Origin of the sequence: Maribellus sediminis, assembly GCF_011799805.1 — a bacterium.
GTDB lineage: Bacteria > Bacteroidota > Bacteroidia > Bacteroidales > Prolixibacteraceae > Draconibacterium > Draconibacterium sediminis_A.
Window position 1 is genome coordinate 248,429 of the sequence record NZ_WXUB01000004.1, and the last position, 26,558, is coordinate 274,986.

The window sequence follows — 26,558 nt, forward strand, 5'->3', positions numbered from 1 at the left end:
TCGGGATTGAGGTACTTCGATACGAATAATAGTTCACCCCAAACCCCTGAAGGGGTTTAAAGAAAAAGATGATGGATATAAACGATAATATTTCAATGTTTTACGGCGCAAAGCCTCATATTTTTGAAAAAGCGAAAATGCTGAGAAAGAATATGACTGGGGCAGAAAAGTTACTATGGGAGCAACTAAAAGGAAAGAAAATATTGGAATTACGGTTTCGTTCGCAACATCCAATTGACATTTTTATCGCTGATTTTTACTGTCATCCATTAAAACTTGTAATTGAAGTTGATGGAGGAATTCATAAATCTAAAGAACAAAATGAATATGATATTGGAAGAACTGCTGAGTTAAATTATTGGGGAATCGAGGTAGTAAGATTCACAAATGAAGAGATTGAAAATGATATAAAAAAAGTAATTAATTCGATAAAGCAGAAATGTTTAAATCGCCAATCGGAGATACAAAAAAGTCCCCTTTAGGGGATTTAGGGGTAAAAAACTTGGCGGACAGCATCAACAGATCCCGCGATCGAAGCATCGGGATTGAGGTACTTCGATACGCGTAATGAAAAATTTGAAACTGGCAATGTTTTTGTTAAATACGAGCCATAATAAAACCGAAAATGATCAAACTAATACTTTCTCTTTTATGTATTGTTGTTTTATTTCATTCGTGCAGCAATAAAAACAAACTCAAAACCGATGAGCATTCACTTGTGAAGCAAATCCTCACCGAAGAAGAACAGCTGGCACATGAACAACAGTTGCGTGCCGAACGTGAAAAGCAACTGGCTGATTCGCTGGCAAAATTACCCAAAGGCTTTCGGTTTAAAGAAGAACGGGGAGTCGACCCTGAACATCCGCCAATGGTAATCGACATTGCCGGAAGCCTGGAAAACTTCAAATCATTTAAGCTTTCCGACTTTGCTTCTAAAATCGACTACATCCGAATAGAACAGCCTGAGGATTCTGTCTTCCATCCTAAAATGAAGTTCAATTACCTGATGCTGGACGATTATATCGTCGCATCCAACCTTTACGGAATAGTTCTTTATACCAGGAAAGGTGAATTTGTAACCAATGTGGTTTGCAACAAATCGACAGGTATAACCTACCAGCCGGAAAAGAATATGATAACAACCATGTCATCATTTACAAGAATTGGCGCCGGTTTTAGTTTGTGGAACGAGGGAAATGAGCTGTTCTATACCTATGTGAACAACATAAGCGGACAGCAATTTATTATGAAGCTGGATTGCAGTAATATTCCTGTTTCAATGTCAACCGTCAATAATCCTGAAACTCCCGATGCGATTATTGGGAAGGGGAACATTGACCTGGATTTTAATCACGGTTTGCCTCCTCCTATGGTTCTACGTAAAAATGCAACAACGGAATTGCTTGACCGGAGTCGGATGAAACAAACGATGAGTAGTTACAGGCTTGACAACAATACATACATTCAGTTCTTAAGCGGAGAAAATATGTTTGCAATCTTTGGTAACAGCGGCGATACTTTGGCAACATTTTCGAAAAACGAGCAGGTGAAAAATTATACAAAAAGTATAATGCGCGGAGTCGACAGGGGATTCACCTATCAAAAAAACGGGAAGCATTATTTTCGCACCGATTACAACGACACCATATTTCAAATTATTCCACCAAACCGTTTATTTCCTGTTTATGTGTTAAACCTGGGAGAGCATAAAGTTGAAAAGCAGGATGGAGTTGATCCGGGTGTAAGTCTCGAAGGTAAAATTATTCCAAGCGGGTTTGCCGTTTTTAACAAGCACATCTTTATCAATTTTCTAAAAGACAATTATGATTGTCCGAATAACCGCAGAAATAAGCTGGTAAAAAAGTTTTATGGTGTATTCGATATTGCCAATGAGAAATTGGAACTGGTTCCGGCTGATTCACTGGATTATTCGCCAAATATTCTTGAAAATGATATTGACGGAGGACTTCCGGTGTGGCCATCAACCTATAATTCCGATAAGGGCAACGAAATACTCATTCCTGTGTTCGGACATGAGCTTAAGCAACATGTTAACTCCGATAAATATTTACACTCAAATGCGCCTGAAGAAAAGAAATCCGCTTTGAAAAAGCTTTCGGAGGAGGTAGCGGATCATGAAAGAATTCTGATGGTAATAAAATGAATCTATACGTATGAAGAACAATAGCAGTATCTATCTTTTGGTGTTTTTGCTGATAGCAGTTTCGTGCAACAGCAACCGCCTGAAGACCGATGAAAAATCGCTGGTAAAACAAATCCTCACCGAAGAAGAACAACGGGCACACGAAGAACAACTGCGTATTGAACGAGAACAACAGCTGGCTGACTCCATTGCTAAATTGCCTAAAGGCTTTCGGTTTAAAGAAGAACGGGGAGTTGACCCTGAGCATCCGCCAATGGTAATCGATATTGCAGGGTCTCTTGACAGTATCCGTCCTTTCAAATTATCAGATGTTGCAACAGAAGTAAAATACATCAGGATGGAGGCTTTGCCGGATTCAACGCTACCCAACGACATGAAGTTTAAATATTACCTGATGGATAATTATCTAGTTGCGGCCAATTTATACGGTATCCATCTCTACTCAAAGCAAGGTGAATTTATTCGATCGGTCGTAAAAAACGAATTAACAGGTGTGAATGTTGACTTGCCAAAAGACCGGATACACTTCTGGAATGATTACACGCTTGTTGGGGGAGGTACTTCGGTTTGGGGGCGTGGCGATGATTTGTTTTATACCTACTCGAATAATATCACAGGGCAACGATACATCATGGAATATAATTGCGCAGCAGCTTCTCTTATGATTGAGAATCAGCCTGGTTCGGAAAACACGGATTCAATTATCGGGCTTGGGACTGTTTCGGTAGATTTAAGACATGGCGATACGCGAACACCCCCGGCACGAAAACACCAGGGAATGTTTAGTATGAGTCCGGATTATTTATACAAGGGAATGGGAGTGTTTTCTCCCGATCGCAATACCTATGTGCAAAACATGCACGGAAAAAATATGCTTGGGATATTGGGAACAGGAGGTGATACGTTGGCAACTTTTGCAAAAGTAGAACAGCTGGAAAATTATACCAAAAACCTGATGCGGGGTACCGACCGGGGAACACAGTACGAAAAAGACGGTAAGCTCTTTGTAAGGACGAATTTCAACGATACTATTTTCCAGGTAATTCCTCCCAATAAATTGTTTCCGGTGTATGTGTTTCATCTTGGTGAGTACAAAGTTACCATGCAGGAGGGAGTGGATCCCGGTTTCGATTTAAACGGGAAAATCATTTTGCAGGATTTTGCCGATACCCGCGACTATCTTTTTATCACATTCACTAAAGACAGTTACGATTGTCCGAATAACAGAAGAAATAAAACACTGAAACTTTATCGTGCCATTTATTCAAAGGCCAAACACAAATTGGCCATTGTAGAAGGCTTGCCAACCGATTACGAAGCGCCGATATTGGAAAATGATCTCGACGGCGGAGTGCCGGTCTGGCCGCAATCATTTATGGTAGGGCGAAACGGCGAAATCCTGGTTTCTCTGAAAGGGAGTGAATTGAAAGCACACATAAAAGCTACAGGTTTTGAAAACTCAACTGCTCCGATTGAAAAGAAAAACGAGTTGCGAAATTTTGCGAATATGCTTGCCGCTGATGACAATGTTTTAATGATTGTTAAATAACAAAAGATGAAGACATTCGGCTATATTCTGATTTTAATATCGGGTTTGGCAATATATTCCTGTGGCAGAAATAAGCTGAAAACCGATGAAAAATCACTGGTAAAACAAATCCTTACCGAAGAAGAACAGCGGGCACATGAAGCTGAACTCCTTGCCGAAAGCGAAAAGCAGTTTGCTGATTCCATTGCAAAATTACCCAAAGGCTTTCGGTTTCCGGAAGATCGCTCGGTGGATTCAAATTATCCTCCTTTGACTATTGACATCGCAGGGAACCGCGAGAATCCGCAAAAAATTAAACTTTCGCACCTGTTTAATAAGGTTGAATACATTCTGTTGGAACCCGGCCCGGATAGTATTTTTAATGCTTCCGGATTTAGAGATATTGTTGTTGGTGAAAAACACATTTATGGTTTTTCTTTTCAGGCAGGTGTTGCTCAATATAATTTGGATGGAAGATTTCTTGGATTTGTTTGTAGAAATGAATTGAAAGTTACACAAGCTCCCGGTGGCGGCACTATGCTGGCGACTTCCGATCCGGCTACAAAAATGGCATGGCAAATATTTTATGCTAATGGCAAATTGTGTTATAAATACCTCGACAGGGAAAACCAGACAACATCGTATTACCAGTTTGATGATGAAACAGATTGTTCTGAAACATTAGTGCTGCCCACACAGGAAGGAGAGCAGACCAAGAATAAACCGAAGGGAATAAAATATGCACAGTTCTCTGATAAGTTTGTTTCGAAGAGTACTACACTTTACCCGCTCCCGGGGGGAATGAAAGCCCTGGCACAAAACAGGAAACCCGTATCAGAAGCACTGCCGTTTATTTCGGTATTATCAACAAAAGACGATACAATTTGCACTTTCCGCGATAATGATCCGATCGAAAACTTTTCGAAGCATGTATACAGAGGTGTTGATGATGGCAACAACTATTTTTTCAACCAAACTCTTCACCTTCGGCAATCTTATAACGATACCATTTATTGTTTAATGCCTCCTAATCGTTTAGTCCCCAAATATATTTTTGATTTTGGCGACATGGGTATTCCGTCGGCTTTTGGAGGTATCGATCCGGGTTTCGACCTGAAAGATAAACTCATACTTCAGTCGTTACTGGAGACCGACCAGTATCTTTTTATTACTTATTCAAAAGATTATGATTGCCCCAATACTGCAAAATCAGGAACCCTGAAATACAGCCGGTTAATTTATGACAAAAGGAAAGAAGCAACGACGCTTATTTATGTTGATGAGGCTCCTTTTGTTCCTGAAGGGAAAATGATCTGGCCGTCACCTCCTGAAATAAATATTGAAAACGATTTGGATGCGATGCCTTTTATATGGCCCAAATATGTTAATGCAGTAGGAAAACCTTATTCTGTTTTTTCAGGAGAGGTACTGATGGGGGTAGATACAACCGGGCTTCCGGTAAAAAAATTAAACAAAAACGATCGGATAATAGCTATTTACGAATAAAGTATAATCCAATGAATTTCACACTAAAATCAAGCCTTAGAAACCTACGAAGCAAGCCTGTTTATTCACTTATCACTTTTGTTGGCTTTACTTTTGGAATTACTTCGGGGCTGTTAATTTACCTGTGGGTGATGAACGAATTGAGCTACGATAAATTCCATATGGACTATGAGCGCGTTTATCGGGTGTTAACCTTGTCGAAACAAGGCGACGAAATTGTAAAATCATCAGGTTCGTACCGACCGCTGCCTGCTACACTGAAAAAAGATTATCCGCAGATTGAATACGCCACGTATCTTTATTCCAGCTCGGAAGATTCACCACTTCAAAAAGAAGAAGGGGGCGAAAAAATCGAAGCCCGTGAATCATGGGTTACAAATGATTTCTTTTTCATATTCAACGGCTTCCCTTTTATTGAAGGAAATGCGTTCGATGCTATAGAAAATGCATCGGGAATCATTCTTTCCGAAACCGTGGCTCAAAAACTTTTTGGAAACGAACCCGCTTTAGGTAAAACAATCATCATCGACAAATATGGAAAACAGATGTACACAGTTACCGGAGTGATGCGTTTTCCTAAAAATTCACACATCGACATTGGTTATATTTTTCCCGAGGTAAACAGCACGGTGGAAGGTTATTCCAATCATTGGGGAGACAAGTCTTTTAATCGTGTTTATGTGAAATTGCGGGAAGATGCAGTTATTGATGACTCGTTTTTAAGTCAGATTACGAATCACCTGAGCAGATATTCGAATAAAACTGACAAGCTACTGTTTCAACCGCTCACTGATATCCATTTGCATTCTGATTATGAACCGAATCGTTTCGATAAAAACATCAGCTCTTACAAATACGTTTGGATTTTCTCTGGTCTTGCACTTTTAATTATCCTGATGGCCTCGCTTAATTTCTCGATACTCTCTGTTGCGCGGGCTTCAGAACGCTCCACCGAAATTGGAGTCAAGAAAGTAAATGGGGCAGGGCGATTCCATATTATCCGGCAGTTTATGGGGGAGTCGTTCGTTCATAGTTTTGCGGCCATGCTTGTAGCTCTGCTTGTTTTATGGCTCATCTTACCGTGGTTTAACAATTTTGCAGGAAAAGAAATCGCCTTCCGGTTCTCATTTCGGCTGATCCGAAATCTTTTACTTATTTCCTTATTTACCGGATTGGTTGCAGGACTTTACCCGTCTTTTTACCTGGCATCGTTAAATCCCTCCGGAATATTCAGAGGCGGGAGTATAAGCGGTTCGAGAACACCATTTATCCGTTTGCTGGTGACCGTTCAGTTTTGTATCGCCATTGTTTTTATTGTTGCAACTTCGATGTTTGTTAAACAGATGAATTACGTGCGTACCAAAGATTTAGGTTTAACACACGAAAATATGGTTGTGGTGCCTACCGGTTTGTGGTACGGGAATCAATCGTTTAAACAGGAATTAATGCGAAATCCTAATGTTCTTGGTGTAACAGCGAGTGTTTATGCCCCGGTGGATTTTGGCTGGACAACTTCGCTTCCGCTGACCAGTCTGGGGCGCACCGATAGTTTAAATGCATCCCTGTTTTGGGCCGACGAAGATTTTGCCAAAACCTATGAGTTGGAAATAGTTAAAGGAGAATTTCTGAAAATGACTGGCAACGATTACTGGAAGGAAAATGAAAAGGCCAACGAAAGTAGGAAAGAGGGGAAAAGCTATGCCATTTCCATACCGATTGTTATCAACCAGAAGGCAGAAAAAGTACTTGGTTTTGAAGACCCGGTCGGGCAACGCATTGGGAATAATGTGATTGTAGGGGTTGTTAAGGATTTTCATTTCCGAACCTTGCATCAGCCCATTGGTCCGTTGGTAATTACAAACGATCCGCAGGCAATTCAAACGATGAATATCAGAATAGCTCCGAACAATAAAGCTGAAACCATAAAATATATTCGTGATGTGTACCAGAAATATACCGACAACCGGGGCTTCTCTTATCACTTTTTCGATGACCTGATGGATGAGAAATACAGGGATGAAACCCGGCTGAAAAACATCACTACCGCATTTTCGTTGCTGGCCATCGTAATTTCTGTTCTTGGAATATTGGGAATGGCGTATTTCTCAATTGACAGGCGTACCAAAGAAATCGGCATCAGAAAAGTAAACGGCGCCAAAGTTTCTGAAATCCTCACAATGCTAAATAAAGACTTCATAAAATGGGTTATCGTAGCATTTATTGTAGCAACGCCGATCGCATTTTTCGCTATGAATAAATGGCTCGAAAACTTTGCCTACAAAACCAGCCTGAGTTGGTGGGTATTTGCACTGGCCGGAGCAATGGCGCTGGGAATTGCATTACTGACCGTGAGCTGGCAAAGCTGGCGGGCAGCCACGCGAAATCCTGTTGAAGCCTTACGATATGAATAACTTAGTTTACCCCAAACCCCTAAAGGGGCTTCTGGTAGCGAGCACTGAAAAAGATTTGTGAAGAAAATGAGCTAGAATATAAAATAGATGATACGTCAATAGGAGATACAAACAAGTCCCCTTCAGGGGATTTAGGGGTAAAGAAAAAGCAGTGTTTTTAACCCCTTATCCGTTTTTTCTACCCGTTAAAAGTTTGGCAGTCACTTCGCGGCGAACACGCGGGTGAAGTTGTTCCCGGTATTTATCCATAAAGTTTTCTACGGCTTTTTTGTCTGTCTTCGAGAGTTCGCGCAGAGCCCACGATACTGCTTTTACAACCATATCATCGCGGTCGGCAAGCGCTTTCCGGCAAATCATCAGCGTTCGTTTCGGATCCCCGCTTCCGCCACGCGAACCGATGTTTAAAGGAACCGTGCAGACAACTGCTAAGCGGCGGTACCAGCGGTCGTCGCTGTTTAGCCAGGCAAGAATCTGGGATTCAGGTAGCGTGCCTTCGCGCCAGTGCCAGCCGGCGATCATTGTGCCGTAAGCATCGGTGGAAGCCCAGTTATCCAGTCTTTCGCCAAGAATAAGAATTTGTTTGTGGTTCAGGCTTTTTAATACTTTCTTATGTGTCCATAGGATTTCGTAAGCCATGATCTGGCACTCAAAAACACCGTTTTGTGTCAGTTGAATGCAAAGTTCAATCCACTGTTCGGTAGTAAAATCATGTAAAATTTTGTTCCATTCACTTATTACAGATCTCATTTGGGTAGCATTAACTCCCAGGCGTTTCATGGACGTGTGAAATCCCGGAACACCAAGCGTATTATGCCTGAATGCAGAAACCTTCAGAAGGTCTTCATACATTGAATCGACGATCTCCGAAATGTTCATGGTAGTTTTTTTCGTACAATAAAAATAGAAAACATTCAAAGAAGTGTAACGAATTTCTAAATATAAGGTCTTTATACTATCGATTAAGAACCATGGATTAAATTAAACCTTATTATGCTATTCAAAAACTTACTGATCGGTTGGAGAAACATCCGAAAAAACGGGATATTCTCGGTAATCAATATTTTAGGACTTTCGCTTGGCATTGCAGTGGTAACACTCATCCTCTTTTGGGTGGTTGATGAGTTGAACTTCGATCGATTTCATAAAAATATCGATCAGATTTACACCGTATACGAGCACCAGCAGTATTCCGAAGGACAGGAATTGTTCACTGCTAGCACTCCATTTCCGCTAGCACAGGAATTTATCAAAGAATTCAGCGAGGTAGAGCAGGCAACGACTTTTGCTTATGTAGGAGATCACCTGATGCGTTACGGCGATAAGGAAATTAAGGACGGGCCGTTTCTTTGTGTCGATAGTTCGTTCATGGAAGTCTTTTCCTTTGAAATAAAAGAAGGTGAAAAAGATGCTTTGTCAGCCCCCGATAAAATGATCATCGATGAAGAAGTCGCTGCCAGCCTTTTTGGCGACGAACCGGCGGTGGGGAAGACGATTAAAATTAACGATGGGCAGTCGCTTACAGTAGGTGCAGTCGCTAAAAAAATTGGTAAAAATTCATCCATCGGTTTTAAGGTGCTGATTCCGATTCGGTTTCTTCAGAATGAATATGGTGTTGATCCAACCCGCTGGGGAAACAACTGGCCACGAACCAGTTTGGTATTGGCCGAAAACGCCGATGCAGAAGGACTGAACGCCAAGATCACGAACTTTTTAAAAGAGCGTGGTCAGGACAATACAACGCTCTATCTTTTCCCATTTCAGAAAGAACGGCTGCATTCTTTCTCCGGAAAAAATAACCGTATTCAATACATCTACCAGTTTTTGGGAATTGCTTTTATCATTATCCTTATTGCCTCCATCAATTTTATCAATTTGTCGACTGCCAAAGCTGAGCAGCGTCGCCCCGAAGTTGGGATCAGAAAAGTACTTGGAGCCAATAAATTTTCAATTCTGAACCAGTTTCTCCAGGAGAAGGGAATGATGATTATACTGAGCTTACTGCTTAGTATTATTCTTGTTTTGTTGTTTATTCCGGCATTTCGGTCGGTTTCTGACAAAACCGTAAGCATTGGTTTACTGCAAAATAAGTTCATGTTAATGATGCTGCTTGGTGTAGTTGTTACAGTTCTGGTTTTATCGGTAGTTTACCCTGCAGTTTATATATCGTCGTTTAGTCCGGCACAGGCCATAAAAAAGGCACATAACGGCCGAAATGGAAAGCTCGGATTGAAGAATGTACTGGTGGTTTTGCAGTTTGTTCTATCGGTAGTATTAATAACCGGAACACTGGTGATTTCGCAGCAATTGAGGTTTATAAATAATTACGATCTGGGGTACAACCATGCCAATCTGGTTTATCTTCCACTTAGTGGCGAAGCAAAGACCAAACATGAAGTGCTGAAAAAAGAGTTTACCAGGATTTCGGGAGTAATAAATCTCACACGGACAGACCGCGTTCCTTTTTACGGTGGAAATTCATCGTGGGGCTTCGAGTGGGAAGGAAAAGATCCGGAGAATAAGGTGCTGATTTGTAACATGCAGGCCGACCGGAACTATTTTGAAACACTGGGCATTGAAATGGCTGAAGGAAACAACTTCCCGGAATCGTATGAGGAAGTTCAGAATCAGGAAACACTAAAATCGCCAAAAATAATATTGAACCAGGAAGCTGTGAGACGAATGCAGTTGATGGATCCGGTAGGAAAGTTTTTCGGACGATCGGGTGATGAGGAGAAAGGAACAATTGCAGGCGTAGTTAGCGATTTTCATTTTGAATCGTTGCACCGGGGCGTTGAACCGATGGTAATAACACCACTTTTCAGCAACCCTGATTATATTATTGTTCGTATCGATCCCACTGTTTTCAAACAAACAATTGAAAATATTAAACAAGCCTGGGCCGGCGTATTACCTCAGTCGGTTTGCGAAGTAAAATTCTTCGACGATGAGATTGAAGGACTTTACAATTCTGAAGTACGAATCTCTGGCTTATTCCGCTATTTCACCTTTGTTGCCATTTTTATTTCCTGCATTGGTTTGTTTGGTTTATCACTTTTTGTTATCGAACGAAGAAGAAAGGAAATCGGTGTAAGAAAGGTTAATGGTGCAAAAATTGGCGAAGTGATGTTCCTGCTCAATAAAGATTTTATTCGCTGGGTGATCATTGCTTTTGTTATTGCCTGTCCGATTGCCTGGTTTGTCATGCATAAATGGCTCGAAAACTTCGCCACTAAAACCAATCTTAGCTGGTGGATTTTTGCCTTATCCGGATTTATGGCTTTGCTGATTGCCATACTTACAGTAAGCTGGCAGAGTTTTAAAGCGGCCACCCGAAATCCTGTCGAGGCACTCAGGTATGAATAGGGCGTGAGTAAAGATCCCGTCCGAAACATCGGGTTGGAAACCTCTTTTACATGAATCATTTAATCCTTCAGGGTTTTAAAATCCTGAAGGATTATTTATTTAGAAATCGACAAAATATTTTACACAATCTGTAAAAATATTGGACACTTCCGTTTTGTTAGATATATTTAACTCTTTGATTTGTAGTTTTATATGTGAGGGGCATTGATTTTGGAATACCATACTCATCAACCTGAAATAATTAGAAATAAATATGATTCAACTTAAGAAAATCGACAAGTATTACGATTCGCGTTTTCAGCGAACATTTATTTTAAAAGGTGTAAACCTCGAAGTAAAACAAGGCGAGTTTGTTTCAATAATGGGGCCAAGTGGCGCCGGTAAATCCACCTTGCTAAACATTATCGGGCTGCTCGATGAAGCCAGTGCCGGCGAATATTATTTCTGGGACGAGCCTGCCCACCAGATCAAGGAAAAGCAAAAGGTGATGTACCATCGCAGCCATATCGGTTTCATCTTTCAGGCATTTCACCTGATCGACGAACTGAATGTTTACGAAAACATCGAAACTCCGCTGGTTTACCGAGGCGTTAAAGGCAAAGAACGCAAAGCACTGGTGGCCGACCTGCTCGACCGCTTTAATATCGTTGCCAAAAAAGATTTGTTCCCCAGTCAGCTTTCTGGCGGGCAGCAGCAACTGGTTGCAGTAGCGCGTGCCATTATCGGCAGTCCGAAACTGCTGCTGGCCGACGAGCCTACCGGAAACCTGCATTCCGAGCAGGGAGAAATGATCATGTCGTTACTAAAAAAACTGAACGAAGAAGGCATGACGATTATTCAGGTGACTCACAACGAAAAATTTGCACAGTACGGAACCCGCATTGTAAAGCTGGTTGACGGACTGGTGCAGGAAGATTATCCGGTTACTAACAGGTCATAAAACCGCATAAAGATGATTCGTTTTAAATTAAAACTTGCCATTCGTAATTTGCTGAAGAATAAGCTGTATTCGTCGCTTATTATTGGTGGGTTTGCCATTGGCTTTACAGCCTGTATCTTAATAGCTTTGTTTTACAACGCAGAACACAATGTAAACAAACACTTTGCCCGGCATGAACAGATTTATCGCCTTTATGATGCTAAAAAGAATGAGTCGGGACTGGATTACAAAATCAACGCTGTAATTGCTGAACAATACCCCGATGTTGAAGAAACCTGTCCGCTTGGCTTCTCCTATTTCCCGATGACGATTAAGGATGCCGAGACTAAAGATTATGCCCGGGTTCAATATATAATTTCTACCAACGATCGTTTTTTTGATGTTTTCTCAATACCCATTCTTTCCAGCCTTGAAGATAAACCCTTTAGTCAGCTAAATTCGGCCGTAATAACAGAGTCGGTGGCTAAGCAACTTTTTGGTGATAAAAATCCTTTAGGGCGTACCATTAAGCAGGAGTTTTTTACTGCTACGGTAACCGCGGTTATGAAAGATCTTCCTGACAATTCAAGTTTTAAGGCTGAACTTTTGCTAAACAGCGAAAACAAAGATTTCCAGATGTCGCAAGCTTGTAATAATGGTGTTTGTATTTATCCTGTTGAACATTTTCTAATGCTGAGAAATGGGATTGATCCGACGCAGTTTGCTGAAACGCTGAATGCTTCCATTGGGCAGTACAATACGACTGTTGACAGCCTGGCGTTGCAAAACTTATCCGACATTTATCTTTCCACAATGAATCTTGGATGGACAGACGAACATACCAAAGGCAATTCAAAAATGCTGCTGGTTTTCCTGGCAATTGCCATTCTTATAATTCTTTTATCGAGTATCAACTACCTCAGTTACACGGTTTCGATGCAATACGCCAAAATGAAAGAAATTGGTATTAACAAAACAAACGGTGCCGGTAAAATGCACTTGTTGGTCGATTCGTTTCTGGAAGTGTCGATTGGGATAGTTATCGCTTTGCTGGTTTCTGTATTATTAGTCTCGTTATTTTTACCTGCCACTGAAATCCTGTTTGGTAAGGAAATCAATTTTAACAATATCGATTTTTATCAATTGTTGCCTGTTTTCGCGGCTACTATTGCTGGTATTATTCTGCTGAATAGTCTGGCCCCCATTTATATTTTGTCGAGGTTTAACATTACCGATTTCCTTTCGGCAGGCAGAAAACGAACCGGCAAACAGCTCGGGAAACAGGCGATGCTTACGTTCCAGCTTACGGTATCCATTGCCTTGATTGCTGCTGTGATGCTTATCTACAAACAACTTCAGTATGTAAAACATTATGATTTAGGTTTTAACGAAGAACATTTGCTAAGAGTAGAACTTCCGTTTTTGTTCGAAAACCAGAAAGCCCTGAAAGATGAGGTTGGCAAACTTCCTTTTGTAACCGGCAGCACGCTAAGCAACGGATATCCCGGTCATATTAACATGAGTATGGGAAGTGGGGTAGAAGGTGATGAGTTTATGGTAAACTGTATTTATGTTTCCGACGACTTCCTCGAAACTTTTGGCCTGAAATTGCTGGACGGAAGGAATTTCCTGTCGGGCGATAAAGACCAGGCTTGCCTGATGAACGAAGCGGCGGTAAAACGTTATGGCTGGGAAAATCTGGATGGCAGAAAATATAATAATGGCAGAGAAGGTGGCTACAATGTTATTGGCAAAGTCAATAATTTCAATGTCGAATCGCTACATTCAACGTTAACCCCGGTAGCTTTGATGTATAACCCCGACCGCGAATTTAACACGCTTTCGATGCGGCTTCTGCCCGGAAATATCGGCGAGCAAATCAATCAGATCCGGAAAGTCTGGAAAAGCATGTTACCCACCGATCCAATGGAATTTACCTTTTACAACGACCAGTTTCAGGCGATGTATTCCAAAGAAGAAAAGCTCGCAAAGTCCATAACTTTCTTCTCGCTGATAGCTATCGTTCTAACTTGTATGGGCATCCTTGGACAGATATTTTTAATCAGTTTAAACCGTACCAAGGAAATAGGAGTGCGTAAAGTAAATGGCGCTAAAATATCCGAAATACTGGTACTGCTGAACAAAGATTTTGTGGTTTGGGTAGTTGTAGCTTTTGTAATAGCCACACCAATTGCATACTATGCCATGAATAAATGGCTCGAAAGTTTTGCCTACAAAACCACCCTGAGCTGGTGGATTTTTGCACTGGCAGGCGTGCTGGCTTTGGGAATTGCACTATTGACTGTCAGCTGGCAAAGCTGGAGAGCAGCAACACGGAACCCGGTTGAAGCACTTCGGTATGAATAACCTAATATGCATCTAGCGATGAAAAACACATTAAAACCAATAATCAGAAATTTTATTCGCAAACCAGCGATTAACCTGATCAATTTGTTTGGTTTAGCGATAAGTTTAGTATTCGTAATCATATTGTCGGTTTATTGCTATAACGAATTAACAACCGATACGCACCATGCAGGTGGAGACCGGATTTACCTGATTGGTAAACCGGGCGCAGGAATGAACACTCCGGCCATATTAAAACCACATATCGATATGGAAGTTCCGGGAGTGGAAGCATCCATTCGAGTAGCAGGCACTTGGCAAGCTCCGGTTTTTCAAACAGAGAACGGGGAGCCGATTACCTCCGACCTTATCTTTTCAGATCCTGATTTTTTCAGCTTTTTTAATTACAAAACCGTTGAAGGAGATTGTGCTGCTGCGTTGAATAATCCCATGTCGGTGGTAATTACCAAACCGCTGGCGAATAAACTTTTTGGACGTAATTCCGCTCTTGGAGAAACAATAAAATATAACAACGAAAAACTGTTAACAGTATCGGCAGTTATTGAAAAACCAACCGGAAATTCCTTTCTCAATTTTAGTGCCCTTACTTCAATCGAAACCCGCAAAATCCTTCAGCCAAGCGAAGGAGAATTTAAAGAATGGGGCTGGTCTAATTTTCAAACCTACTTGCTGTTAGGCGAAAATGCCGATCCGACGCAGGTGGCCAAAACCATTTTTTCGGTATTTCCTAAAGAATTTCAAAAGTGGGTTGAGGAGATTCATTTGATAAAATTGAAAGATGTCTATTTCTCAAATTTGCAAACATTCGGAGCTCATCATGTTAGCATGGGAGACAAAACCAAAGCTTTAATTCTGCTATTCGTAGCCGTACTTATTCTGATTATTGCATTGGTGAACTTTATAAACATCTCGTCGTCGCAATGGATGGAAAGGATAAAACAAACAGGTGTTTTAAAGGTTATCGGAGCAACGCGGATCATCATTTTCAGGAAAGTGCTGAGCGAAACTTTTCTTGTGTTTATAGCCGCCGTAATTTTAGCCCTGGTTATAATGGCCGGAATTACTCCAATTATTCAAAGCTATACCGGCATTCAATTCAGTACAAAACTTATTTCCAGCCCGAAACTATTAAGCATTCTATTTACAGCAACTCTGGTTTTTAGCCTTATTTTAAGTTTGATTCCCGGCTTTAGTATTTCGTCGTCAAAGGCCGTTAATAATCTTAAAAGATCAGTCGATCAAAATTCAAAAAAAACGTATTTGCGAAACGGATTGATTACGCTGCAATATGTGATTTCGATTGTGTTGATTGCATTTACAACGCTTATCTACAAACAAGTTGAATTTGGAAGCAACAATCTTGTTTTCAACCAGGAGAATACCATAGCGGTTAAACTTACTCCGCAGTTGGATAAAAACATTATCAAAGATGAATTTGAGAAAATACCGGAAGTGCAAAATGTGTCGATGTCTCAGTTTTATCCGGGAAAACAATTGTCGAGTTGGGGAACCAGGTTAAAGCTGGATGGACAGGAACACGAAGTCCATTTTACAACTTTTAGTGCCGATGCCGAATTCTTTTCGATTATGAACCTTGAAATAGTGCAAGGGCGGCTTTATTCCGACGCCTCTGAAAAGGATAAGAATAAGGTAATTGTTAACGAAACATTTTTGAAGGAATTTAATATTGAGAATCCCGTTGGCGGAACCTTCGAAATGAATAATAATTTCGATTATGAAATAATCGGGGTAATGAAGGATTTTCACTTTAAATCAGTTGAAAATGCGATTGGTCCTCTTGCGATTATTAATCAGGGTTATGCTTCCTATGGTTTGGCAACTATTCAGGCAGGCGATTTTAATTCACTTTCTTCAACACTGAAAAAAATTAACCAAGTTGCCTCACAGATCTCCCCGGCATTTCCTGTTGAGGTAAGTTTTCTTGATTCAGCAGTTAAAAATATGTACGAATCTGAAGTTCGTTTTCGACGGACGTTTTCATTGTTTTCTATAAGTGCAGTTATTATTTGTGCGATGGGAATTCTTGCCATGTCGATTTTTGCCAGCCAACGCCGGATAAAAGAAATCGGCATCCGTAAAGTAAACGGAGCTAAGGTCTCGGAAATCCTTTCAATGTTGAATAAAGACTTTGTGAAATGGGTATTAATTGCTTTTGTAATTGCCACACCTGTTGCGTATTATGCCATGAATCGATGGCTTGAAAACTTTGCATACAAAACCAACTTGAGCTGGTGGATTTTTGCACTGGCCGGAAAACTTGCCCTGGGAATAGCCTTGTTAACGGTTAGCTGGCAAAGCTGGAGAGCGGCTACGCGAAATCCTGTCGAAGCTCTCCGATATGAATAGAGGAGAGCAGAGATCCCGATCGAAGCATCGGGATTGAAGCTCTTCGGTATGAGTAACAAAACTTAAGACTGAGCAACGGAAAGGAAACTTTAAGCAATGAAAATATACTGCGATGTTGCAGCAAACATATACAACTAAATGAGATAGAATAACAAATTGAGGATTATTAAAACCCAAGACAATGATTAAGCATTTTTTCCTTAACATTCTTCGGAATATCCGTCATAATTTGGTTTTTACGGCGATCAACCTTACTAATCTAATTATCGGATTCGCGGTGTTCATTTTATTTAGCGTGATGATCAGTTATGAGATCAACTACGATAAATTCAACACCAATTACGATCGAATCTACCGTGTTCAGACCAAACAGGAAGATTCTTATCCTACGAACTTCTGTACTTACAGCCCTGCGGCTTATCGTTTTCACCTGATGGAAGATGTGCCGGAGGTTGATAAGGTATTACTGATGCGTGAGGTTTCAGGAGGGGCGAAAGGTTCGGGGCAATTTTTTACGCTTCCCAACGGCAGCCAGTTGTACGAACTTAACGGTTACTGGAGTGAGAATTCCATCTTCGACATATTTTCAATCGGCAAGCAGGTTACATTAGAGGGAAGATCTTTCCCGGTTATCGGTGTTGTAAAGGATTTTCACCCTTATTCGGTTCACAATCCGATACCAACCTACGTGATGTTTCTGAATAGCAATATAATTTCGGGTTCAACCTTGTTAAGTGTACGTTTTAACGGCGACGAACAAAAAGCGAGGGCCATAGTAACCAGCGAGCTTGAAACGATCTTTCCAAACGATCCTTTTGAATTCAAGGATTTTAGTGTAGCTTTTTATTTGGATGAGGCCATTCCGTTTTGGCAGTCGATGAAGCGCATGTTTTTGTTCTTTGCTGTAGTTACACTGCTTATTTCCACCATTGGTTTGTTCGGATTGATCCTGTTCACCATTAAACGCCGGACAAAAGAAATTGGCGTCCGAAAAGTGTTGGGAAGTTCAGTGTCATCCGTTTACTGGCAGCTCTCTACTGAAGTGATTGGCATGCTTGGCTTTGCCGTTTTGGTAGGTTGTCCGGCCGCAGTTTACATATACAAAACGATGCCGGGTGCGTATAAAGAACCATTGGGAATAAGCGAATTCGTGGTAGCAATTGGTTTGGTAGCTATAATCGCATTCATAACAATTAGTTATCATGTTTTGAAAGTGGCCGTGAGCAATCCGGTTGAAGCACTCCGATACGAATAATTTTGAGTTGTAAAGTTTAAAAGTGAAACCTAGCAAAATATAGATCGATGAATTTTTTGCATTTTAAAAACAGCATCCGTTTTTTACTAAAAAAGAAAAGCTATCTCCTGATCAATATTCTGGGGCTTGGAATCGGAATAGCGGCTTTTTTAATTCTTTTCATTTACGTGTATAACGATTTTACTTACAATCATTTTAATAAGAATCTCGAGAATATTTATCGTGTACGTGAAGGGAAGGGAGAGCAAACAAAAGGCTTGTTGCTGGCTGAAATGCTTAAGCAGATTCCGGAAGTTGAGAACGGAACCCGGATTTTTGACTGGGACGGATACCGACTTGCTTACGAAGACGTAGCTTCACCTGAAAACGTTCATTATGTTGATACGGGATTTTTCTCGGTATTTTCTTTTCCCTTTATTGAAAAGGGTACCGGTGATCATATTAAAGAAAAGTATAACGCAGTTGTAAGTAAAGATTTTGCGGAGCGTTTTTTCGGGAATGAGTCGGCTATCGGGAAAAAGTTGCAAGTGCAATTCGGCAATAATTACCTGACCGTGAACGGTGTTGTGGATATTCCCGATAATTCTTCGGTAAAATTCGACATTGTTACATCGTATGAAACCGGGGAATCTATCTCTCCCTGGGTAAAACAGGTGCACGACTGGTACAACACATTCTCAATGACTTATGTTTTGCTAAAAAGCGGGACAAAGCCGGAAAGTATATACGATAAAATGCAGCAAATTGCCGAAGCAAATTTTTTAACAGGCGAGAATAAGAAACCCGAAATGAATTTGCTTGCGTTTAAAAATTATCATTCCGAACAGGAATCAAACCGGACGCTCATTATCATTCTTGGAGTAATTGCAATTGGGATTTTAAGTATTGCAATGGTAAACTTCATCAACCTGACAATCACCAATTCGCTGGGGCGAACAAAAGAGATAGGTGTGAAAAAAGTGGTTGGAGCAGGAAAAGGTTTTCTGATTCGCCAAATCATGACAGAATCGTTAATGGTCAGTTTTATTGCTCTTTTACTCGGAGTGCTTCTCGCTAATATCTTTCTTCCTCAGTTTAACCAGTTGTACGATACCCGGCTCCATTTTAGCTTCACACAAAACAGGCTTTTGATGCCGGTTCTTGTTTTTATCTGGCTTTTGGTGGGCTTGCTTTCGGGAACCATACCCGCAGTGTATTTAGCTCGAATGGGGTCGATGGATAGTTTACGCGGTCAGGCAATTAAAAATGGGAAAGTCGGAATGTCGAAATACTCGCTTGTTGTTGTGCAGTTTGCAATTGCAATAGCGCTTATTTCAGGTACTTTTTTGGTACAAAAGCAGATTCGGTTTATGATAAACCAGGATCCCAAATTTGATAAGGAAAATGTGGTGGTGGCCGAATTGAGTGGCTGGGAGTTTAAAGATTTAGAGGCTGCATCGCTAAAATATAAGCGAATTGCCGAGGATTTGGAATCAAGCCCGTTTGTCGAATCAGTTTGCTTTTCGCAATGCACTCCCGGAAATTACAACCATAACTATAATACCTTTTATACTGAAGGAGGAAGTGATGTTGAAAGTATTCACCTTCGCAAAGCATATGTAGGAAGAAACTATTTCAAAACCTTTGGAATTAAACTGCTTGATGGAGAAGGATTTTCGGATGAAACACGAAATTACGAGAGAAACCTGGTTTTAAATAAAAAAGCCATGGAAACTCTGGGCTACGGAAGTGTGGGAGATCAGATTCTTCACGAAAGCGTCAGAACGGGTACTGCAAACAAAATTATCGGAGAAGTGGAGGATTTTGCTTATCAGGGAGCACAGTATGAAATGCAACCGGTTGCACATATTTTTACCGAACAGGAAAATTATACCAATTGGAGTTACCTGTGTGTCAAATCGAAACCGGGAACCAGTCTGCAGGTGGTTGAATTACTCAAAAATGAATGGAAAACTACCCAGCCGGAGTCTGCATTATCTTTCTTTTTTGCAGAGGATAAACTGAATGAACAATACAGGGAATATGAAAAAATTAAACAAATAATTACCTGGTTTTCGCTGGTGGCCATTGTACTTTCCTGTATCGGTTTGTTTGCCCTCTCATCCTACGCCATCTCGCGTCGGATTAAAGAAATTGGAGTAAGGAAAGTAAACGGTGCAAAAGTAGGCGAAGTAATTGCCTTGCTAAACAGTGATTTTTTACGTTGGGTAGCCATTTCGTTTGTGATTGCGGTGCCGATTTCGTGGTATGCGTTAAACCGCTGGCTCGAAGGTTTTGCTTTGAAAACCAATTTAAGCTGGTGGATTTTTGCATTGGCCGGAGTGCTGGCGCTGGGAATTGCTTTACTAACTGTAAGCTGGCAGAGTTGGCGGGCTGCAACACGGAATCCTGTTGAGGCTTTAAGGTATGAGTAAGCCGATAATCCTGACAGAATAGTCTTGTTGGAGACACTCAGATATGAGTGATAACATGAATTTAAAAACTAAGCAATAGTTGAAATTAGTCGAACCGAAAACAGAAGAACAAATGATCAGACATTTTTTAACAATAGCATGGCGAAATATCCAAAGGAGGAAAACACTGTCATTTATACAGATCATGTGTCTTTCGCTGGGATTGGCAGCCTTTATTTTAGTCACCCGTTATATTCAATACGAGAAAGACTACGACAAATTCAACGAGCATTTCGACCGTATTTACAGAGTACAGTCGTACCGGATAGGCGACAGGATGGATGACATTAACCAAACTGTTGTACCTTTTGCCAAATACCTGCGCGATAATGTTCCTGAAGTTGAAAATGCCATAATACTTCGAGAAATCTGGGGCGAATACCTTTCGCCCGATGAGGAGCATGTATATTACGAACCTGACGGTTATTTTGCCCCGTCGGCCATTTTCGATATGTTTTCTTACGAACTGATCCGTGGTGATAAAAATACTGTACTCGACGATGTTGATGCTGTTGTATTGAGCGAAACAATGGCTCAGAAATACTTCCCCGGCGAAGATCCCATGGGGAAAATCTTGCTCGATAATCAGAAAAACAAACTTCGGGTAACCGGAATAATGAAGGACATTCCGGAGCAGTCGTCAATTGAGGCCACTTACTTCCGTTCTAACGAAGCCTTGCTTCGCGATCTGGGCGACAACTGGTACAATTCCTCATTTCGATGCATGGTACTACTTAAACCCAATGTTTTGGCTGAAACCGTTAACAGCAAGATTCAAAATGTACTGAATGATTTCGATGAGAATGCCAAACAGGTAGTGTATCTCCGTCCTTTATCGAAATTGCATTTGAACCAGGGCCCGCGCGACGACCGGGGATCCGTCATTTATTTCTATTCGTTTATCGGAATACTAACCCTGTTGCTAGCTTGCGTAAGTTTTATGAACCTTACCACATCGTTCTCTACACTTCGCTCTGTTGAGATAGGTGTACGCAAAGTTTCCGGAAGTAACCGTAACATGATACGTCTGCAATTTTTGGCCGAAGCTATTGTATTGTCAGGTATTGCGTTGGTGGGGGCCATTGCGCTTTCCTACCTTCTTTTGCCTTTGTTTAATAATGTTGTAAATCGTCATATCGAACTGGAACTGTTTCAGAAACCTTTATTCATACTGTTTCTGTTACTCACTGTTTTACTTACCGGTTTTCTGGGAGGAAGTTATCCCGCTTTGGTGATCTCTGCCTTTAAACCGGTTGCAGTGCTTAAGAGCCGGACATCGTATCGAATGGGCCGGATTACAGGTTTGCAGGCAATGGTCTATTTCCAGTTCATTTTGTCCGTTGTGCTTATCTCATCAAGTTTGTGGATGTACCGGCAGGTGGATTATATGAAAAAGAAAGACCTTGGTTTTGTGAAAGATGATCTTTTGTATTGTTCCCTGCCTGAATTGAAATCGGATATAACTTTTGAGCAGTTCAGGGAAAGAATTTTAAGATACCCGGGAATTGAAGATGTGGCCATTTCTATTAATTCCCCCCTCCATTCCAACTGGGGAACAGGAATCAAATATGAAGACGGGCCAACGGATGATTTTTCACATGCCCGGTGGAACAGTGCCTCTGCCAGTTACATCAACACCATGGGAATGCAAATCCTTCAGGGCCGAAGTTTTTCGGATGATTTTCTTTCCGATCAGAATTCGTGTTTGATAAACGAAGCAGCTGTTCAACGTTACGGCTGGACTGATCCACTTGGAAAATGGATTGACATTGAGGGGAAAAAACGTACGGTAGTAGGTGTAATCAAGGATTTCAATATTGAAGATGTTCACAACCCCATAAGGCCGTATGTTTTAATTAAGCGCGAAGTTGGATTTGGGAGCTATAATGATTTAACTTTTAAAATTAATCCTGCAGCAAAAGAACAGAGTCTGGCTCAGATCGATGCTGTTTTAAAGGATATATTTCCGAACATTTTATTCGAAGTGGAAGGTTTTGATGCCGGCGCCGATCGGGTAGCTCTAAGAATCTGGACCAATGCAAAAAATACCTTTGCCTTTTTTACCATGCTGGCGGTAATCATCGCAGCCATGGGACTGTTTGGCCTGGTTGTTTTTGCCTCGCAACGCAGAATAAAGGAAATCGGGATAAGAAAAGTACAGGGAGCGCAGGCCGGACAGATCCTTCCGTTGATAACCCGGCAGTTTGTACTTTTTGTAGTAGCAGCCAATATTATTTCTTTTCCGGTTGGGCGTTTACTCGAGAATGTTACACCAGGGCATTTCAAATACCACTTTCATGTTGTGGATGTGGCTATTGTTCTGGGAATATCGCTGCTGGTAACTTTGGTGTCGAGTGGTTACCAGGCAATCAGGGCATCGCAACTTAATCCTGTAAAAGCACTCAGGTACGAATAAAACACGATAGTCAGTTTTCATATACTCATGCAAATTAATTGTAACTCTTCGGAAACTTAAGCGTCTTATAGCTATCAACTTAATTAACCAAAAGAAATGACTATGAATACCCTGATGAATTTTAAAAAGTATCCGATGCTGGTAATGCTGATGGCATTGCTTTCATTGAATGTATTTTCGAAAGATGATGAACCTACAATTGTTAAGGTTTTCGATATGAACCAGCCCGGCACGCTAAAAGCATCTTCGTCGGGTGGTGGAGTAGTTGTAAAAACACACGATGAGCCAAAAGTTGAAATTCAGGCTTTTGTTAGAAAGAATGGTAAAGTTTTATCGTCGTCCGACGAAATGATGGAGGAGGTACTGGAAGCGTTTGACATCGATTTTTCAAAAAGTGGTTCTGTTGTAACCGCCAAAGTCGAGCGCAAGTCGCGAATGAATTTCTGGAACAACGTCGGTATTTCATTAACCATACTCGTTCCCCGGGAAATGTCGTGCGATGTTCATTCAAGTGGCGGCGGAGTGAAAGTATATGGTGTGGAAGGAACACATAAATTCTCGAGTAGTGGCGGCGGCGTAAAGCTGGAAAATGTTAGTGGTTCAACCGAAGCCCGGTCTTCAGGTGGCGGCGTTACAGCTACCAACCAAAACGGAGATATTCGTTTGAGCTCGAGTGGTGGCGGTGTTACTGTTACCGATGCAAATGGCCGTATTAACGCCCACAGTTCGGGCGGAGGAGTAACCGTATCGAATGTTCATGGCGATGTGGATGCTTCAAGCAGCGGCGGTGGCGTGCGTGTTTCCGGTGAGTGTGCCTATGTTAAGGCGAGTTCCAGTGGTGGTTCGGTGCGTGTTGACATCAGTAATTTATCAAAAGAGTTACACCTTCAATCGAGCGGTGGTGGCGTGGATGCTGTAATTCATGGTGGCCGTGATCTGGGCATGGACCTGGATTTACGATCGGACCGTGTAAATATTGAACTTCAGAATTTTTCAGGGAAAGCAGAAAAAAATCGTGTCAACGGAACCATGAACAACGGTGGAATTCCTGTTTATATCCATTCATCGGGTGGTAATGTAAACGTAAGCTATGAATAAAATACAATAAATTTATTGATAACATTAAAGAGAAGGGAAAGCCCGGCAGTATTAAGATTGCCGGGCTTTTATTTTTGCGAAGCTGGCATATTTTTATCATTGGCCTCCAGCGTTCTGCAACCAGTTGGTAGATTCTGCAGAAGGCGTGGAGGCTTTATGAAATTTCAATGTTCAGAGTCATTAGAACCATTAACATAAAAATTTCAAATCAGAAAAGTATCTTTAATCTTTAGATTATTTGGTGTGGGGAAATATGGGAAGTCGAACGGAAAATTCATATCGGCACATTTGATTTAGTAATTAGAAAAGGCGACGATATAATGAAAATTGACGATTATTTTTTTACCCCTCATTTGGTTGAGCATCAACATTATTTGGCGCCATGCATTAGTTTGGTAAACAGTAGTGGGAAATAATTTAAGGCTAAAGTCTGCTAATAAACCACTATTTTAACAGCACATTAAAGTACGGTTCATTAAAGAAAATTAAATGTTAAAAGGATTCTTAACCATATTCATTACAGTCGCATTTTTTGCTTGTAGCAAAAGCCAAGAACTTCCAAAAGATGGAGTTAAAGACACGTTTACCAATCCGGTTTGGAATGGTGCCGATCCGTGGATGGTAAAACAGGGCGACGATTATATTTACTGCTATTCGAGTAACAATGGAATTGCTGTTTCAAGTTCTAAATTGATGACCAAAAGAGCTGAGGCAAAATTCATTTGGAAAGCGCCATCAACGGGTTGGAACAGTAACTGTGTATGGGCTCCCGAGATACATTTTATCGACGGGCACTGGTACGTTTATTATGCTGCAGGAGAATCGGGACCACCTTTTATTCATCAGCGAACAGGGGTTTTGCGCTCGTCAAACGATAATGTTTATAGCGATTATGAAGATATGGGAATGCTGAATACCGGCGACGATCCCAGCGACATTTCAAAAAATATCTGGGCCATTGATATGACTGTCTTCAAACACGGCGGGAAATTGTATGCGGTTTGGTCGGGTTGGCTCGAGCAAATGGATACCGATGCAACTCCACAACACTTGTATATTCAGGAAATGGAGAATCCTTATACTTTAAAAGGTAAAAGGGTATTGCTTTCGTCGCCCGAAAAAAGCTGGGAAACCGGAGGCCCGCTTAACCTGAATGAAGGCCCGCAGATTTTAATGCGGAACGATCAGGTTTTTATCGTCTATTCTTGTCGTGAATCGTGGTTAAAAGAATACCGCCAGGGAATGTTGCAGTTGAAAAGTCAGGATGCCGATCCGCTTGATCCGAAAAGCTGGATAAAAAAAGGCCCGGTTTTCGAAGGAAACAACTCGGTAAACGGCGTGGGTCATGTATCGTTTGTAAAATCGCCCGACGGAACCGAGGATTGGATCATTTACCATTCGAAAAAAAGTACCGAACCAGGTTGGGACAGGGATGTGCGCATGCAGCCCTTTACCTGGAATGCCGATGGAACGCCTGACTTCGGAGAAGCCGTAAAAGCCGGCGAATCTTTGAAACGGCCTTCAGGAGAAATTGATGTTGAAAAACTAATTAACAGTAACTAATTGATATGAAAAAGAATTATTTTTTGTTTTTCGTGCTTATGCTTTTCATGGCAGCCTGTACTCCGAATAAATTTCAGGCTGAAAATCCTATCCCCGTTGAATTTGGTGATCCCTACATTTTGAAAGCATCAGACGGGATTTATTATATGATCGGGACCGGCGGCGTAAAAGACGGCTTTAAAATGTATTCGTCTTCCGATCTGAAAAACTGGAAAGACGAAGGACGAATTTACCAGGGGAATACCGATGATTCGTGGAATGTTGCCAATTTCTGGGCTCCTGAATTGTACGAAAAAGATGGTAAGTTTTACCTGCTGTTTAGTGCCGACTGGCGCGAGAATCCCACCAACGAACTCGAAAACTTCCGCATCGGTGTGGCTGTTTCCGATAATCCCACCGGGCCATACACCGATCTGATGGATCGTCCGATTTTTGACCCGGGATATCCGGTTATCGACGGAAATCTTTGGTTTGAAGATGGGAAAACGTACTTGTATTATTCGCGTTGCTGCTACAAAAATCCGGTTGAAAGTGAAGTGGCCGATTGGGCTCGCGAAAAAGGAATGTTCAACGAGATTGAAGAAAGCTGGGTGTATGGCGTGGAGCTTCAACCTGATTTTTCAGGAATAATCGGAGAACCGGAATTATTGTTGCGTCCACCGCTTAAGATGGATGATGAACAAGCCGAGTGGGAGAGTCGTTCAGTAACTTCAGGCGAAGTAAACCGCCGCTGGACAGAAGGTTCGTACATCTTTAAAAACGAAGATACCTATTACATCATGTATTCAGCCAACTACTTTGGAGGGAAAAACTACGCCGTAGGATATGCAACTTCTGATTCACCGCTCGGGCCTTTCAAAAAAGCCGATAATAACCCGGTATTACAGAAAAATGTGGAACAGGGCGGTGTTGTAACCGGTACCGGGCATAATTCAGTAACTGTGGCGCCTGATGGTGAAACCATGCTCTGTGTGTATCACGGAAGAACTTCAAAAACCGGAGATGAGCGTGTGGTCTTTATCGACCCGATGGAAATCGATGCCAACGGAAAATTGATCGTTCATGGGCCAACAACCAAAGAGAATTAGGTAAAGAGTCAGTTGTAATTTGTAAATTCGACCAACTAAACCATTCAATAAACCTGTAAA

At 41.4% G+C, this 26,558-nt stretch carries 16 protein-coding genes; 15 read left to right on the plus strand and 1 reads right to left on the minus strand.

The window, feature by feature from the left end:
* The first annotated feature begins 68 nt into the window (after positions 1-68).
* The 5 genes from HFD85_RS16020 (at position 69) to HFD85_RS16040 (ending at position 7,609) form a co-directional block, all read left to right on the plus strand.
* Entirely contained in the window at positions 69-482 is a 414-nt protein-coding gene (locus tag HFD85_RS16020; protein ID WP_240925062.1) for an endonuclease domain-containing protein, read from the plus strand.
* A 143-nt stretch (positions 483-625) separates the two neighbouring features.
* Positions 626-2,164 carry a DUF4933 domain-containing protein gene (locus HFD85_RS16025; RefSeq protein ID WP_167612118.1) on the plus strand — a complete coding sequence of 513 codons (1,539 nt, stop codon included), beginning with the start codon at positions 626-628 and terminating at the stop codon, positions 2,162-2,164.
* A gap of 10 nt (positions 2,165-2,174) precedes the next feature.
* Positions 2,175-3,713, plus strand: coding sequence for a DUF4933 domain-containing protein (locus HFD85_RS16030; RefSeq protein WP_167612121.1), 1,539 nt, complete (start codon positions 2,175-2,177; stop codon positions 3,711-3,713).
* A 6-nt stretch (positions 3,714-3,719) separates the two neighbouring features.
* Entirely contained in the window at positions 3,720-5,198 is a 1,479-nt protein-coding gene (locus HFD85_RS16035) for a DUF4933 domain-containing protein (protein ID WP_167612124.1), read from the plus strand.
* Between the two features lie 11 nt (positions 5,199-5,209).
* Positions 5,210-7,609, plus strand: a complete 2,400-nt coding sequence (locus HFD85_RS16040) for an ABC transporter permease (RefSeq protein ID WP_167612127.1) — start codon at positions 5,210-5,212, stop codon at positions 7,607-7,609.
* 165 nt (positions 7,610-7,774) lie between these two features.
* On the opposite strand, the gene HFD85_RS16045 is transcribed toward HFD85_RS16040, so the two are convergent.
* Positions 7,775-8,485, minus strand: a complete 711-nt coding sequence (locus HFD85_RS16045) for a DNA alkylation repair protein (protein WP_167612130.1) — start codon at positions 8,483-8,485, stop codon at positions 7,775-7,777.
* A gap of 114 nt (positions 8,486-8,599) precedes the next feature.
* On the opposite strand from HFD85_RS16045, the gene HFD85_RS16050 reads away from it, so the two are divergent.
* The 10 genes from HFD85_RS16050 (at position 8,600) to HFD85_RS16095 (ending at position 26,498) form a co-directional block, all read left to right on the plus strand.
* Positions 8,600-10,972, plus strand: coding sequence for an ABC transporter permease (locus tag HFD85_RS16050; protein ID WP_167612133.1), 2,373 nt, complete (start codon positions 8,600-8,602; stop codon positions 10,970-10,972).
* A gap of 253 nt (positions 10,973-11,225) precedes the next feature.
* A complete protein-coding gene (locus HFD85_RS16055) occupies positions 11,226-11,912 on the plus strand; it encodes an ABC transporter ATP-binding protein (protein WP_167612136.1) in 687 nt (228 codons plus the stop codon).
* A gap of 12 nt (positions 11,913-11,924) precedes the next feature.
* The gene (locus tag HFD85_RS16060; protein WP_167612139.1) at positions 11,925-14,258 is read left to right on the plus strand and encodes an ABC transporter permease; all 2,334 of its coding nucleotides are present in this window, start codon (positions 11,925-11,927) and stop codon (positions 14,256-14,258) included.
* An 18-nt stretch (positions 14,259-14,276) separates the two neighbouring features.
* The gene (locus HFD85_RS16065; protein WP_167612141.1) at positions 14,277-16,625 is read left to right on the plus strand and encodes an ABC transporter permease; all 2,349 of its coding nucleotides are present in this window, start codon (positions 14,277-14,279) and stop codon (positions 16,623-16,625) included.
* 181 nt (positions 16,626-16,806) lie between these two features.
* The gene (locus tag HFD85_RS16070) at positions 16,807-17,880 is read left to right on the plus strand and encodes an ABC transporter permease (protein ID WP_167612144.1); all 1,074 of its coding nucleotides are present in this window, start codon (positions 16,807-16,809) and stop codon (positions 17,878-17,880) included.
* 47 nt (positions 17,881-17,927) lie between these two features.
* Positions 17,928-20,294, plus strand: coding sequence for an FtsX-like permease family protein (locus tag HFD85_RS16075; RefSeq protein ID WP_167612146.1), 2,367 nt, complete (start codon positions 17,928-17,930; stop codon positions 20,292-20,294).
* A 112-nt stretch (positions 20,295-20,406) separates the two neighbouring features.
* On the plus strand, positions 20,407-22,749 hold the full coding sequence (locus HFD85_RS16080; protein WP_167612149.1) for an ABC transporter permease: 2,343 nt from the start codon (positions 20,407-20,409) through the stop codon (positions 22,747-22,749).
* 102 nt (positions 22,750-22,851) lie between these two features.
* Positions 22,852-23,847 (plus strand): DUF4097 family beta strand repeat-containing protein, encoded by a 996-nt coding sequence (locus HFD85_RS16085; protein WP_167612152.1) that lies wholly within the window; start codon positions 22,852-22,854, stop codon positions 23,845-23,847.
* Between the two features lie 489 nt (positions 23,848-24,336).
* Positions 24,337-25,410, plus strand: a complete 1,074-nt coding sequence (locus tag HFD85_RS16090; RefSeq protein WP_167612155.1) for a glycoside hydrolase family 43 protein — start codon at positions 24,337-24,339, stop codon at positions 25,408-25,410.
* Between the two features lie 5 nt (positions 25,411-25,415).
* On the plus strand, positions 25,416-26,498 hold the full coding sequence (locus tag HFD85_RS16095; protein WP_167612158.1) for a glycoside hydrolase family 43 protein: 1,083 nt from the start codon (positions 25,416-25,418) through the stop codon (positions 26,496-26,498).
* Positions 26,499-26,558 lie beyond the last annotated feature (60 nt).